The sequence below is a fragment of the Massilia glaciei genome (assembly GCF_003011895.2).
Taxonomy (GTDB): Bacteria; Pseudomonadota; Gammaproteobacteria; order Burkholderiales; family Burkholderiaceae_D; genus Telluria_A; species Telluria_A glaciei.
Genome location: NZ_PXWF02000245.1, coordinates 19,952 through 32,491 on the forward strand (window position 1 = coordinate 19,952; position 12,540 = coordinate 32,491).

General features: G+C 64.7%; 13 protein-coding genes. 9 read left to right on the forward strand and 4 right to left on the reverse strand.

Translation table 11 applies throughout. From position 1 onward, the window contains the following. Nucleotides 1–24: 24 nt before the first annotated feature. From C7C56_RS16285 to C7C56_RS16295, 3 genes are all read left to right on the forward strand, one after another. Complete coding sequence (locus tag C7C56_RS16285) at nt 25–468, forward strand: PaaI family thioesterase (RefSeq protein ID WP_229458818.1); 444 nt, start codon at nt 25–27, stop codon at nt 466–468. A 92-nt stretch (nt 469–560) separates the two neighbouring features. Beyond that, on the forward strand, nt 561–1,757 hold the full coding sequence (locus C7C56_RS16290; RefSeq protein ID WP_106758427.1) for an acetyl-CoA C-acyltransferase: 1,197 nt from the start codon (nt 561–563) through the stop codon (nt 1,755–1,757). Between the two features lie 77 nt (nt 1,758–1,834). Continuing rightward, nucleotides 1,835–2,614, forward strand: a complete 780-nt coding sequence (locus C7C56_RS16295) for an enoyl-CoA hydratase (protein WP_106758428.1) — start codon at nt 1,835–1,837, stop codon at nt 2,612–2,614. A 385-nt stretch (nt 2,615–2,999) separates the two neighbouring features. On the opposite strand, the gene C7C56_RS16300 is transcribed toward C7C56_RS16295, so the two are convergent. Both C7C56_RS16300 and C7C56_RS28240 read right to left on the reverse strand, forming a co-directional pair. After that, nucleotides 3,000–3,557 carry a DUF6036 family nucleotidyltransferase gene (locus C7C56_RS16300; RefSeq protein ID WP_106758429.1) on the reverse strand — a complete coding sequence of 186 codons (558 nt, stop codon included), beginning with the start codon at nt 3,555–3,557 and terminating at the stop codon, nt 3,000–3,002. Then, complete coding sequence (locus tag C7C56_RS28240) at nt 3,551–3,901, reverse strand: hypothetical protein (RefSeq protein ID WP_146204515.1); 351 nt, start codon at nt 3,899–3,901, stop codon at nt 3,551–3,553. The genes C7C56_RS16300 and C7C56_RS28240 overlap by 7 nt, the downstream gene beginning before the upstream one ends. Nucleotides 3,902–4,227: 326 nt before the next feature. Between C7C56_RS28240 and C7C56_RS16305 the strand changes: the two genes are divergently transcribed. Beyond that, the gene (locus C7C56_RS16305) at nt 4,228–7,095 is read left to right on the forward strand and encodes a site-2 protease family protein (RefSeq protein ID WP_106758430.1); all 2,868 of its coding nucleotides are present in this window, start codon (nt 4,228–4,230) and stop codon (nt 7,093–7,095) included. 53 nt (nt 7,096–7,148) lie between these two features. Here the strand turns inward: C7C56_RS16305 and C7C56_RS16310 are convergent, their stop codons facing one another. Both C7C56_RS16310 and C7C56_RS16315 read right to left on the reverse strand, forming a co-directional pair. Continuing rightward, nucleotides 7,149–7,775 (reverse strand): class I SAM-dependent methyltransferase, encoded by a 627-nt coding sequence (locus C7C56_RS16310; protein WP_106758431.1) that lies wholly within the window; start codon nt 7,773–7,775, stop codon nt 7,149–7,151. A 50-nt stretch (nt 7,776–7,825) separates the two neighbouring features. After that, complete coding sequence (locus C7C56_RS16315) at nt 7,826–9,202, reverse strand: APC family permease (protein ID WP_106758432.1); 1,377 nt, start codon at nt 9,200–9,202, stop codon at nt 7,826–7,828. Between the two features lie 436 nt (nt 9,203–9,638). Between C7C56_RS16315 and C7C56_RS16320 the strand changes: the two genes are divergently transcribed. The 5 genes from C7C56_RS16320 (at nt 9,639) to C7C56_RS16340 (ending at nt 12,505) form a co-directional block, all read left to right on the forward strand. After that, nucleotides 9,639–9,911 carry a hypothetical protein gene (locus C7C56_RS16320; RefSeq protein WP_106758433.1) on the forward strand — a complete coding sequence of 91 codons (273 nt, stop codon included), beginning with the start codon at nt 9,639–9,641 and terminating at the stop codon, nt 9,909–9,911. A 362-nt stretch (nt 9,912–10,273) separates the two neighbouring features. After that, complete coding sequence (locus C7C56_RS16325) at nt 10,274–10,702, forward strand: DUF2170 family protein (protein ID WP_181373200.1); 429 nt, start codon at nt 10,274–10,276, stop codon at nt 10,700–10,702. Between the two features lie 10 nt (nt 10,703–10,712). Next, nucleotides 10,713–11,435: a PspA/IM30 family protein gene (locus C7C56_RS16330; protein ID WP_106758435.1), complete on the forward strand. Its 723-nt coding sequence runs from the start codon at nt 10,713–10,715 to the stop codon at nt 11,433–11,435. Further along, nucleotides 11,432–11,782 (forward strand): hypothetical protein, encoded by a 351-nt coding sequence (locus C7C56_RS16335; protein WP_219933170.1) that lies wholly within the window; start codon nt 11,432–11,434, stop codon nt 11,780–11,782. Before C7C56_RS16330 ends, C7C56_RS16335 begins: the two co-directional genes overlap by 4 nt. A 42-nt stretch (nt 11,783–11,824) precedes the next feature. After that, nucleotides 11,825–12,505: a ubiquinone biosynthesis protein gene (locus tag C7C56_RS16340; RefSeq protein WP_106758436.1), complete on the forward strand. Its 681-nt coding sequence runs from the start codon at nt 11,825–11,827 to the stop codon at nt 12,503–12,505. Nucleotides 12,506–12,540 lie beyond the last annotated feature (35 nt).

A 12,540-nucleotide genomic window follows, 5' to 3' on the forward strand; every position in this document is an offset into this window, starting at 1 on the left:
CTACTGCGAGTGAGGCCCAGCATCATGTATGACCGGATCAAGCAGCAAATGATGGACACCCTGCCGTTCGTGCAGCTGCTGGGAATCAGGATCGACGAGATCGGCGCCGGCACCTCGAAGGTGTCGATGCCGGCCGACCCGAAGCTCAACAACCACCTCGGCACGCAGCACGCCGGCGCCCTGTTCACGCTGGCCGAAACGGCCTCCGGCGCGGCCATGGCGGGCGGCTTCGCGGACCTGATCATGGGTCTGCGGCCGGTGGCCAAGGAGTCGCGCATCCAGTACCAGAAGGTGGCCAAGGGCGCCACCCGCGCCGAAGGCCGCGTGCCGGGCGACATCGCGGCGCTGAAGGCGGCGCTCAAGGCCGACGGCAAGGTGGCGTTTCCGGTGGAGGTCGACGTGTTCGACGCCGAGGGAACGCTGGCGGCAAAGGTGCAGGTCGACTGGTATTTGTCCGAGAAGCGCTAAGGAGCCGACTCCCAAGCGCGGCCGGCACAGGTCATTCCCGAATACGTTAATCCTCGAACCACAGAACTCGATCGATTTTTTGAGAGAACAAAATGAGCAAACAACTTCAAGACGCATACATCGTCTCCGCAACCCGCACCCCGATCGGCAAGGCGCCGCGCGGCATGTTCAAGACCACCCGTCCGGACGACCTGCTGGTGCGCGTGCTCCAGAACGCGATGGCGCAGGTGCCCGGCCTCGATCCGGCGCTGATCATCGACGCCATCATCGGCTGCTCGTTCCCGGAAGCCGAGCAAGGCTTCAACGTCGCCCGTAACGCCGTGCTGCTGGCCGGCATGCCCAAGACCGTCGGCGGCGTGACCATCAACCGCTATTGCGCGTCCGGCATCACCGCGATCGCCATGGCGGCCGACCGCATCCGCGTCGGCGAAGCCGATGTCATGATCGCCGGCGGCGTCGAGTCGATGTCGATGGTCCCGATGATGGGCCACCACCCATCGATGAACATGAACATGTTCACCGACGAGAACGTCGGCATGGCCTACGGCATGGGCCTGACGGCCGAAAACGTGGCCAAGCAATGGAAGGTGACGCGCGAGCAGCAAGACGCGTTCTCGGTCGAGTCGCACCGCCGCGCGATCGCCGCGCAGCAGGCCGGCTTCTTCAAGGACGAGACCACCCCGGTCGAGATCATCACCCGCACGCCGAACCTGGCGACCGGCGAAATCGACGTCAAGACCCGCACCGTCGACACCGACGAGGGCGCGCGCGCCGATTCGTCGATGGAGTCGCTGGCCAGGCTCAAGCCGGTGTTCGCGGCCAAGGGCTCGGTCACGGCCGCCAACAGCTCGCAGATGTCGGACGGCGCCGGCGCGCTGATCCTGGTCTCCGAAAAAATCCTGCGCGAGCACAACCTGACCCCGCTGGCCAAGTTCTCCTCGTTCGCGGTGCGCGGCGTGCCGCCCGAAATCATGGGTATCGGCCCCAAGGTCGCCATTCCGGCGGCGTGCGCGGCGGCCGGCATCACCCAGGACCAGCTCGACTGGATCGAATTGAACGAGGCGTTCGCGGCCCAGGCCTTGGCCGTGATCGGCGACCTTGGACTCGACACCGCCAAGGTCAACCCGATGGGCGGCGCGATCGCGCTCGGCCATCCGCTTGGCGCGACCGGCGCCATCCGCGCCGCGACCGTGATCCACGCGCTGCGCCGCAACAACCTCAAGTACGGCATGGTGACGATGTGCGTCGGCGCCGGCATGGGCGCGGCGGGCATTTTCGAGCGCGTATAAGTTTGGTTTAGAATATCAGCCACATCAAAGGGCGCTAGGGGTTTTCCTTAGCGCCCTTCATCATTTTTGGAGAACACATGGATATTTTGTGCAGCAAGGCCAACGGCATCCTGACGATCGAATTCAACCGCCCGGAGCGCAAGAACGCGATCACCGCGGTGATGTACCAGGCCATGGCCGACGCGCTCATCGACGGCGAGAACGACGCGGCCGTGCGCGCGGTGCTGTTCATCGGCAAGCCGGAGATTTTCACGGCCGGCAACGACCTCGAGGACTTCCTCAAAAATTCCGGGCCGGTCGAGGGCGCGCCCGCCGCCGAGCGATCGGTGTACCAGTTCATGCGCGCGCTCGCCGGCACCACTAAGCCTGTGGTCGCCGCCGTGTCGGGCGCGGCGGTCGGCATCGGCACCACGCTGCTGATGCACTGCGACCTCGTCTACGCGGCCGACAACGCCAAGTTCGCGCTGCCGTTCGCGCAACTGGGCCTGTGCCCGGAGTTTGGCTCGAGCATGCTGTTCCCGATGATCGCCGGCTACCCGCGCGCGGCCGAAAAGCTGCTGCTAGGCGAGCCGTTCCTGGCGCAGGAGGCGCTGCAGATGGGGCTGGTGTCGAAGGTGCTGCCGTTGGACGAGCTGGTGCCGTACGCCGCGCGCCAGGCCGCCAAGCTGGTGGCCCTGCCGGCGGCGTCGATCCGCACCACCAAGGCGCTCATGAAGCGCGGGCGCAACGAGGCGATCGCCGCCACCATCGATGTCGAAAACGAGCGCTTTGGCGCGATGCTGCTCGAAGGCGAGGCCAAGGAGGCGTTCACGGCGTTCTTTGAAAAGCGCAAGCCCGATTTTTCGAAGTTCGCGTAAGGCGAAGCCATCCAGTTCTGGAGCACATTCCGCTCTCCTCTGGAAGGATCTTCGCGCACCGCACCGGCAAGTTGCCGGGTTTTTGGAGGTTGTAATGGCACACCCAGTCCCACCAAACGCACCAAGCAAGAACCCCGGCCAGCCGTCCGGTGGCGGTCGTGGAAACAATCCACCGAAAGCCAAATAAATTGGTGGCCAGGCGGCCTGCGCCGCTTGGCCACAGCAAGGAAAAGCCGGCGGCGCGGAGATTCTTAATCCATTTCGGGGGGAGCCTGTTTTTGTCGGTGGCGTGCGCTCTTTTTCGCCGCGTAGACTGCATGCACAGCATGTCGCTGCACCGGGGGCCTCGCGAATCTAACGGCTCAGGTCGCTATGCTTGTGCACGTCATCTGTCAGCCGAACTGGCCAACTTCAGGACGTCGCGCAGGTTCATCCGAAGATAGTCCGCATTGCCCACGTAGCCTCGCAGGGCGTGCTCGGCCCTATCCTCTATGGCGTTCGCGGTGATCCCGAACGTCCGGATCATGGCGGCAATGTCCGAAGCATCGGGTCCGCCAAAGCGGGCGATCTTGCTCACGATAAGGTCAACTGGATTGAGGACAAAAACTTCGATGAGGTCTGTTCCCAATGGCACCTTAAGCGCGTCCACGAGGTAGTCTTCGTGCAATAGTGCAAACGAACTGTTGTAGTTCGTGTCCAGGTAAAGCATATTTCCATCGCTGGTCTCGACCAGGAGATCCAATGGCAGAATTATTTTTTTTGAGAATTCAGCATCCACATCTGTCGTCACCCGCCCCCCTGTATAAAGATGAACCGCCATTCCACCGGCGATGTACATGCGTATCGGCACGCGCAGCTTGGTGCGTTCCTGCAGATCGACGATGAGCTGCTGGAGTCCCCGTGCCAGACCAGTCTCGGTGGCAAATTCGATCGGCTTTACCATGACTTCACTCCAGCAAGCGCGTTCTCCATGAGGTGGCGAAATCGTGGCACGTCCCTCACAAGCCCTTCTTTGACAACTTGCGGAAAGGAGCGCGGCTTGTCGCCGGTTGCCACAAAATACGCCACCGCAGCGTTGTTCAGCTTGCATGCCTGTTCAGGATAGCGGGTCTTTAACAGTTGGGCGGTGAGACGGTATATGTCGGCATCGTCCCGGCTTGCAGCATTGCTCCCTTTTCTGGCCGCGTCGGAGCAACGGGTTACAAGTTCGGATTCGAATTGGCGCGACCAAACCAATTCATCCCCTTTGGCCGTTGGAGAGCTGGGTTGATCATCCTTGTAGCACATGACTTCCTCTTCGGCGCGTTGAAGTTCGACTGTTATCCCTGCTGTCACTATAGTCCGTTAAACGATACATGGGAGGCAAGCAATGCGCAAGCGCATACGGCCCAGCCGATCCGCGGCCAGAGTCCGCCCAAGGGTTCGCCTCCGCTCCCAATGCGATCCTGATCCGCCGACACAGCACGCCAAACGTCGCTTGCCCGTACGAATTGGAGGCGATGCGATTCCGGGCGAACGAATCATGAAAAAGCCCGCACACGCGGCGCTTTTTTGTTCCAGAATACGGGGTATTTTATTTTAATAATGTGATAACGGTTTTTCTGGGAACGTCAATGGATGTGATGCTCGGTCTCGCGGCCACGGTGCTCGGTGTTTTTGTATTCATCCAGCTGATTCAATTGATCGTCATTTCAGCCAGGTTGGTGAAGGTGCAGTTCTGGGAGCCGACGATCCACGCCGCCGGGCGCGACGAGGCGGGACTGGCCCGCGGCGTGCTCGATGCCGCGCGTGAAGTCGTTGAACTGCAAGGCTTCCGCTATGTGTCCACGCGCAAGGTGCGCCCCTTCGTCGCCTCCGTGTCGACGTTCCCCTCCTATGTCGATGCCTATTACAACGCCGAGCACGACGTGCATGCGGAAGTTGCGGCGGCGAGCATGCCTTCGCCGCGCTGGCCGTTCGAAGTCCATTTGTGGAACAGCTATGCCGATGGCAGCGGCCTGTTGACCGTGAACGGCATCGCGCACGGCGTGATCCCGTATCCGGCAAACATCACGGTGGTCGACGCTTACGCGCCGAATTTCGCCTTGCAACTAGCGGCCCATCTGGCGCGCCGTGAACGCATCACCGGAGCGCGCACCGACCCGGCGGACGCCTCTGCGCTGTCGATGGAAATGGCGCGCTCGCTGCTCCCGGCAATGGCGCGGCAAGGGACCGTGTATCGCAACGGCGAACGCCAAGGCGACCCTGTGTACAACATGCGTTTGGTGGCGGCGGCCAAGATGGCGTGGCGCATGCGCATCGGCACTGCGCGGCGCCTGCGCATGGAGATTCAAGGCGACCAGCGTCCCAGGGAGGCGGCGCCCGAAGTCGTGCAAGCGGCCGAGCGCATCGCCTTTGTGCGCTCCTTGTGCACCTTGAACGGCATGCGGGCGCCGCGCTGGTTCCGCTGGTCGGCCTTGGTGGTGTCGGCCGGCGGTTTCATCGCGCTCGGATCGTGGTGGTGGGGAGCGAAGGCGGCATTGGTCATCGCCGCCGTCGTTGCCTTGCACGAAGCGGGGCATTGGCTGGCGATGCGCCTGGCCCGCTTCCGCGACGTCCAGGTGTTCTTCGTTCCCGGCATGGGGGCCGCCACCAGCGGCGAAAAACATGACGCCAACCCCTTGACCCATCTTGCCGTGTATTTGGCGGGACCGCTGCCGGGCATGCTGTTGTCCGTGTGCGTCTTCGCGTGGGTCGTGTTTGGCGCGGTCGATCCCGGCGCCTGGTGGTATCCGATACTGGGCACTGCGGCCGCGGCGGCGTTCATCATCAACCTGCTTAACCTGCTGCCGGTGATGCCGCTCGATGGCGGGCGGGTGGTCGACTTATTCGTCATGGGACGCCTGCCGTGGTTGCGCTTTGGGCTCGCGCTCGCCAGTGGCGCCTTGCTCGTCTGGGCCGGTGTCGCGAGTGGTGACAATGTATTGCGGGCACTGGGCCTGCTGTACCTCTTCACCATTGCGCATCAATACCGGCTCGCCAAAGTGTCGCGCGCCATGTCCCGGCAGCGCCTGGCCGTGCCGCTTCCCTCGGAAGACTTTGCGCGCGCGGCGTTGCGGCTGCACGACCTGCTCGCGCATGCGTCCTATCGCAAGTGGAGCTTCAACGCCAAGGTCACTGTCGGACATGCGCTGTTGCCGCGCTTCCTGGGGCGATTGCCCACCGCGAAGGAGACGGCGCTGGGGCTGTTCATCTATATCGCGTGCATCGCCGCGCCACTGCTGGCGCTGGGCGCGCTCGCTTTCAAGGACCCGCAACGGCTCGCCGCGTTTGGTTTGCAGGGCGTGCAGCGCGAGGCGCGTCAATTGGCCTACGAAACGCCTGGATCGGACGGCGCGGCCGAAAATCCCTTCGCTTACGATCGCGTGCAGCGCGCCAGCCAGTTGTCTGCCGCATCGGACCCGGCGCAACGGCGCGATTTCCTGTCCCGGCTCATCGACGACGCCAACGAGTTCGGGGACGTCGGCGACGCCCTGCGCCTGGCCAGGATGTTCTATGAAGAAACATCGGAACTCCCGCAACCGTCACGCGAGCGCGCTGACGCATCGGCGAAACTGGGCTTCGCGTTGTCCGCCAGCGAAGATGAACAAGACCTCGCGCGGGCGCCCGTGCTGATCGCCGAGGCCGATGCGACCCTGCGCGAGCGCATGGCGCTAAAGCCGGACAGCGCCGACGCAATGCTGTTGGTGAGCATCCTCGAGCGGCGCCTGGCTTTGAATCCCAAGGGCGATCCGCTGCCGCTCATGACGGAAATCGTCGACCTGCTCGCCACCCATTGGCAGGTGGCGGCACACGCGTTGCCCGCCGCGAGGGAAACGTTGGCGCGCGCCCTCGACCAGGCCGGACAGCCGGGGGCGGCAGAACAACAATTGCTCGCGGCACAGGCCGATTTCGCGCGGCTTCCGGCGGCGCCCGCCTACGCAAGACATTCGTTGACGTTCGATCATGCCTGGTTCCTGCTCACCCAACGGCGCCCTGAAGACGCGAGCGAGCTCGTCAAACGCTTCCTCGTGCGGCATGAGGATTCCGCAGAGCAGTACCAGCTCCAACGCGACGCCTATCTGCTCACCGCGGTCGCCGCGAGGATGCGTGGCGACTGGCGCGCGGTAAAGGCGCATGCGTCCGTGATCCTGAAGTTCGAATCGATTTCATCGAGCGGCAACGGGCTGGTCGAATTTTTCATGGCGGCGCGCCGCGCCAAGGCGGTGCAACTCGATATGCGCGCGGCCTTGTTGCTGGTCGAGGCCGAACGCGCGCTCAGGCGCGGCAAGAGCGCCGACGCGCTTGTCAAGGAGATGCGCAAGCAATACAAGCGCAGGGCAGGCGATGCCGCGCGCTGCCGTTTTGGTTCCGACGAGGACGTTTGGCGCAAACCGCTCTCGAACGCGATCGATGAGAATGAAAGACGCGAGCTCAAGTGCGTCGGGTCCGTGCTCGACTGAGTCATGCACGTTTCGCGGCCCGGCGCGGCCGGCGATGCGGGGCCGACGGGCGCCTACGGCCCGGCGCGCGCGGCCGTCTCCGACGCCCGCGCGGCGCGCTTGTTCGCCTCGGTGATGGTCCAATAATAAATATTGCGGCCGTCGACCGCTTCGGTTTTCTCGGCCGGCCAATCCGGCCCCATGTCGAAGGCGTGCGACACGACCCGGGTGCCGACCTTGAGCTGGCGCCACAGCTGCGGGCGCAGGTCGCGGTTGACGCTGCCCAGCAGGTACAGCGTGACGACCGAGGCGTCGGACAGGTCGGCCTTGAACAAGTCGCCCGCGATGAACTTGACCTGCCTGCCGACCCCGGCGTTGATCGCGTTTTTGCGCGCATCCTTGATGCGTTCGGGGTCGATGTCGATGCCCACCCCTTGTGCGCCGTGCTTGGCGGCCGCCGTGATGACGATGCGGCCGTCGCCGCTGCCGAGGTCGTAGACGACGTCGTCCTTGCCGACCTTTGCGATCTCGAGCATGCGGTCGACCACCACCTGCGGCGTGGGCACGAACGGCACGTCGAGGTCCGGCGTCTGCGCGCTCGCCAGCGCGCCCGCGAGCAGCATCAGCAGCGCGAGCAGGGCGTTGGTGAACGTGCATCCGGACAGGTTGGCGATGCGCTGGTTACGGCGGGGCGTGGACATGGCAGTCTCCTTTGCGGAACAGTCGGTGGGAAATGGTTGAGGGGGGCCGCTCACGCGGGCCGTCCGCGGCGCATGAACAGCAGCAAGACGCAGCCGACAAGCAGGACGGCGACGCCGATCCAGGCCGCGTTCCAGCCGCCCAGCGACTGGTTGTGGACGTACGACAGGCTGGCCCACAGCATGTAGGCGCACATGGCGCAAAAGAGCAGCGGCAGCAGCGGGAACAGGGGTACCTTGAACGGGCGCGGGGTGTCCGGCTCGCGCGCGCGCAGCACGAACAGCGACACCCCAGACAACAGGAAGAACAGCCAGAACACGGGGGCGGTGAATTCGACCATCGACTTGAAGCCGCTGCCGGTCCAGGCGCCGGCCAGCACCAGCACCAGCGCGGCCGCGCATTGGATCCGCAGCGCGTTGACGGGCGTGCCGCGCCGCTCGTCCCACTTGCCCAGCAGCGACAGCGCCGGCCAGTCGCGCCCGGCCGCGTAGCTCGAGCGCGCGCCCACGATGATGGTGGCGTTGATCGAGGTGACCGAGGCGGTCGCGACGATGGCCGAGATGATGGCCGCGCCGGCCGGGCCGAACGCGACCCGCAGAAGGTCGGCGGCGATGGCGTCGGAGCGGCGCATGCCGGCCAGGCCCAGGCCCTTCCAGTAGGCCCAGGTGACCAGCAGGTACAGCGCGGTGATCGCCAGCAGCGACACGACCAGCGCGCGCACCATGTTGCGCCGCGCGTCCTTGAGCTCGGCGCCGAGGTAGGCCGCCTCGTTCCAGCCGCCATAGGTGAGCAGCACGAACACCATGGCCAGTCCGAACGAGGCCGGCGGCGCGCCCGCCGCCACCGCCGGCGGCGCGGCGGCGCCGTCGCCGACCAGCGCGAGCGCGGCGAACACGATCAGCAGCAGGCCGCCGACCTCGATGCCGGTCAGCCAGGCCTGGGCGGTGGTGCCGGCGCGCACGCTGCGGATGTTGAGCCACGACAGCACGACGATGGCCGCCGCCGCGTAGTAGGCCGGCCCGCTCGCGCCGAGCGGCAGCAACTGGTTGGCGTAGTCGCCGAAGACGAAGCCGAGCAGGGCGATCGAGCCGGTGGCAATGACCGAAAACCTGGCCCAGGCGAACAGGAACGACACCGAGCGCCCGTAGGCGCGGTGCAGGAAGTGGTAGTCGCCGCCGGCGCTGGCGTAGGCTGTGCCGAGTTCGGCGTAGCAGAGCGCGCCGACCAGGGACATCAGGCCGCCGAGCGCCCAGGCCGCGAACATGAGCGGGGCCGAGCCGGTCATGCCCGCCACCATGGCCGGCGCCTTGAAGATGCCGGCGCCGACGACCACGCCGATGATGAGGGCGATCGCCGCGCCCAGACCGATGACGGCGCGCGGGCTGGCCTGGGGATCCTCGGCTATCGGCACTGGTTTGGTCCTGAGCATGGCGGGTCCGGTCAGCGGGTCGCGGTTTAGGAGTCTGCCGGACTTAGGATCGTCGGCTGCAAAAAGTGTCGGACGGTCCATATTTCGCCGCTTTCTCGGCCAATAGCTCGCTATTGGCACTGCGAAATCGTCAAAATCTGTCCTCGCCCGGCACTTTTTTCGCTTCGACTCCCTAAGTCCGACAGGCTCCTAGTAGGATGGCGGCGGCCCGGCTTCGTCTTTGGGTTCGCCGACGCGCTTGAGATGGCTCAAGCCCGGTGGTCTCCGCGGCGGCCGCGGCCGGACGGTCTGTTGCCGAAAATCTAATGGATGTATCTAAAAAGCGTCAGTGCCCGTGGGCATTTAATGGGGAAATGATGGGCAGATAGCAACTTTGCAACCCCCTAGCAATTGTGCAGATTGCGCCGCGCCTGTATATTGTCGCGATGGAGGAAAGATGCATAAAGAACGAACGGATCGGCTGACGGCAGCTAAGGTCGAGCGTGGACTGTACATACAGAGCATTTCGTCGACAGTCGAGGCAGCAAAATACTTTCAGACCGTCGGCGTGCCGGTCAGCGTCGCCATTCGCGTGCTCACCACCGAGGCGCGCCGTCCGCCGCAGGACTACGGGCCGCTCACCGCGCCCGGGGTGGCGTCATGGCGCGACATCGTCCGTTCCTCCGGGCCCACCTTCGGCTTCCCCGTCCTCGTCCGTCCCAACGAATAAGCCCTCCAACCGCGCTGGCGTTCCGGCGCGTCCTGCCCCCCCGGGCACATATTTCCCCGCTTTTAGCTGACATTTTGCCAATCTTATGGCATGGTAATCCTACGTCCAACACCGAAGGAGTTGCCCGCGCATCAATCGAGCGCCCCCGCCCCCCGGCGACTGCCGCGCCCGTTCAAGCGCTGGGCGGCACGGATGGGCGCGCGCCACAGCCCCGCCTGAAACACCGCATCGGCCACCGCATCGGCCACCGTATCGAAGGCACCGAAAACCGCATTTGGGGGCTTGACATTTTATGTCACGGCCTCGATACTTGCTGACATAATATGTCGCACGCTCAGCGGCGCACAACCAGGAATCGCACAATGGAACAGTCTTTAAGTCAGTTGTTGGCAATTGAAATGGCGCTTTCGCTGCGCCTCGGCTCGGTAGGCGTCAGCGGCAACCTGTTGCCGCCGGCGGAAGCCGACAGCGTGCCCGTGATGCGCATCAGCATCGAGGGCCAGGAGGAGCTGCCCGTGTTCGTGACCGCCTCGCCGGTCCAGATCCTGTGCATCTGCTACCTGTGGACCGAGGACGAGATCCGCCCCGAGCGCCGCGCCGAGATGCTCGAGGCGATGATGGATTTAAATATTTCGATACCGCTGTCCAATTTCGGACGGATCGGCCGGCACTACGTCATCTATGGCTCGCTGGCCCATGATGCCTCGGCGGACAGCATCGCTAGCGACGTGGCAATGGTGGCCGACAACGCCCTCGAAGCCCTCAATGTTTTCACCGAGTTTCTCAATTAAGGAGATCCGCATGGCTGTCTTTTCCAAAATCCTCACGATGTTGCGCGGTGACGTGCGCTCGATCGGCCAGAGCATCATCGACAACAACGCCACCGGCATCTACGAGCAGGAGCTGGTCGAGGCCAAGGCCCACGTGGCCACCGCCAAGCAGGACCTGACGGCGGTGATGGCCAAGCAGATGCAGGCCGAGCGCGAGATCGGGCGCCTGCGCGGCGAGATGCGCCGCTTCGAGGACATGGCGCTGATGGCGCTGCAAAAGAAGGAGGACGCGCTGGCCGAGGAGGTCGCCGGCAAGGTCGCCGACATCGAGCTCGCGCTCGGCGAGCAGGGCGCCGCGCGCGACGAGTTCGCGGCCCACATCGCGCGCCTCAAAGACATGATCCGCAACGCCGAGGCCACCCTGCGCGAGCACGAGCGCCAACTGGCCATGGCCAAGACCACCGAAAGCGTCTACAAGGCCACGGCCACGATTTCGCAGAGCATGGGCGCGAACGGCTCCAAGCTCATGAGCGCCAAGGAGTCGCTCGAGCGCATCAAGCAGCGCCACCAGGACATGGCCGACCGCATGCAGGCGGCCGAGGTGCTCGACGGCGAGTTCGGCAACAAGACGCTCGAGAACAAGCTCAAGGCGGCCGGCATCGGCGCCGAGGCCGACCGCAAGGCGCAGGTCATGGCAAGGCTGCAGGCGCGCCTGCAGGCGCCCGGCCTGCCCAACGACCCGGGCCAAAGTTGACGGACCGCAAGCCGGTGGTGCCCAGCTCGCCGCGCTGGTCCGGATCGGACGCCGCCCTGCGCGCCGTGCAGGTGGCGTTCGACGTCGAGACCCAGGTCATCGACGCGGTCCGCTACGCCGCCCTGCAAAACCGGCTGTCGCCGTCGGACCAGATCCGCAAGATCCTCGGCCTGCCCGTCACCAGCAAGCCGGTGCGCCCGCGCCTGACGGTGACCCTGAGCGACGACGACTACGTGCTGCTGGCCGAACGCTTCGGCGTGCCGCTCGGGGACAAACGGAAAATCAAGGAAGCGCTGCATGAAGCCTTGATTAACTTTGCCAAAAAAAAATTTAAAGTGACAATGTAGCCCGCAGTATTCCGAAAAAAATAACCACAAGGAAAGCGCGCAATGACCATCTGGCAAATCCTGGGCAGCTTCCCGTCCGTCATCCCGAGCGTGCTGCTCGCCGTGCTGCTGATCTACTGGCTGTTGTCGATCATCGGCCTGGTCGACCTTGGCGAGGCCATGCACGGCGACGCGCTCCACGGGGAGGGCCTCCACAGCGATGTGGGCGACGTCGCCCATGTCGACGGCCACCCGCACGATGGCGAACTGCACTCGCTGGCCGGCTACATGGTCGCGCTCGGCCTGGGCGGTGTGCCGCTGTCGATCGCGGCCACGGTGCTGGTGTTCTTCACCTGGCTGGCCACCGCCCTGGTGCACCAGTACGTGATCGTCCATCTGCCCACCGAACCGGTGCGGCTGGTGGCCGGTACCGCCACGCTTTTGTTCGGCATGGCGCTGTCGATCCCGCTCTCGGCGCGCGTGATCAAGCCGCTGCGCGGCCTGTTCGTCAAGCACAGCGCGCGCAGCAACGCCAGTTTGGTCGGCATGGAATGCAAGATCCTGACCAAGAGCGTCGACCAGGGCTTCGGCCGCGCCGAGGTCAAGGACCACGGCGCCAGTTTCAACATCAAGGTGTGGGCCCGTTCACCCAACGACCTGACCAGGAATTCGCCCGCGATCATCCTCGACTACGACGAAGCGACACACCAATACGAAGTACAGGCAACACCGGCTGGCATCTGAGACACCCCCGCATTCACAACGCTTAAAGAGAGAAG

Coding starts and splice junctions, on each gene's coding strand:
- C7C56_RS16325 (WP_181373200.1), top strand. CDS start 10,274: ATGGAACAGTCTTTAAGTCAGTTGTTGGCAATTGAAATGGCGCTTTCG.
- C7C56_RS16305 (WP_106758430.1), top strand. CDS start 4,228: ATGGATGTGATGCTCGGTCTCGCGGCCACGGTGCTCGGTGTTTTTGTA.
- C7C56_RS16300 (WP_106758429.1), bottom strand. CDS start 3,557: ATGGTAAAGCCGATCGAATTTGCCACCGAGACTGGTCTGGCACGGGGA.
- C7C56_RS16340 (WP_106758436.1), top strand. CDS start 11,825: ATGACCATCTGGCAAATCCTGGGCAGCTTCCCGTCCGTCATCCCGAGC.
- C7C56_RS16320 (WP_106758433.1), top strand. CDS start 9,639: ATGCATAAAGAACGAACGGATCGGCTGACGGCAGCTAAGGTCGAGCGT.
- C7C56_RS16290 (WP_106758427.1), top strand. CDS start 561: ATGAGCAAACAACTTCAAGACGCATACATCGTCTCCGCAACCCGCACC.
- C7C56_RS16310 (WP_106758431.1), bottom strand. CDS start 7,775: ATGTCCACGCCCCGCCGTAACCAGCGCATCGCCAACCTGTCCGGATGC.
- C7C56_RS16285 (WP_229458818.1), top strand. CDS start 25: ATGTATGACCGGATCAAGCAGCAAATGATGGACACCCTGCCGTTCGTG.
- C7C56_RS16295 (WP_106758428.1), top strand. CDS start 1,835: ATGGATATTTTGTGCAGCAAGGCCAACGGCATCCTGACGATCGAATTC.
- C7C56_RS28240 (WP_146204515.1), bottom strand. CDS start 3,901: ATGTGCTACAAGGATGATCAACCCAGCTCTCCAACGGCCAAAGGGGAT.
- C7C56_RS16315 (WP_106758432.1), bottom strand. CDS start 9,202: ATGCTCAGGACCAAACCAGTGCCGATAGCCGAGGATCCCCAGGCCAGC.
- C7C56_RS16330 (WP_106758435.1), top strand. CDS start 10,713: ATGGCTGTCTTTTCCAAAATCCTCACGATGTTGCGCGGTGACGTGCGC.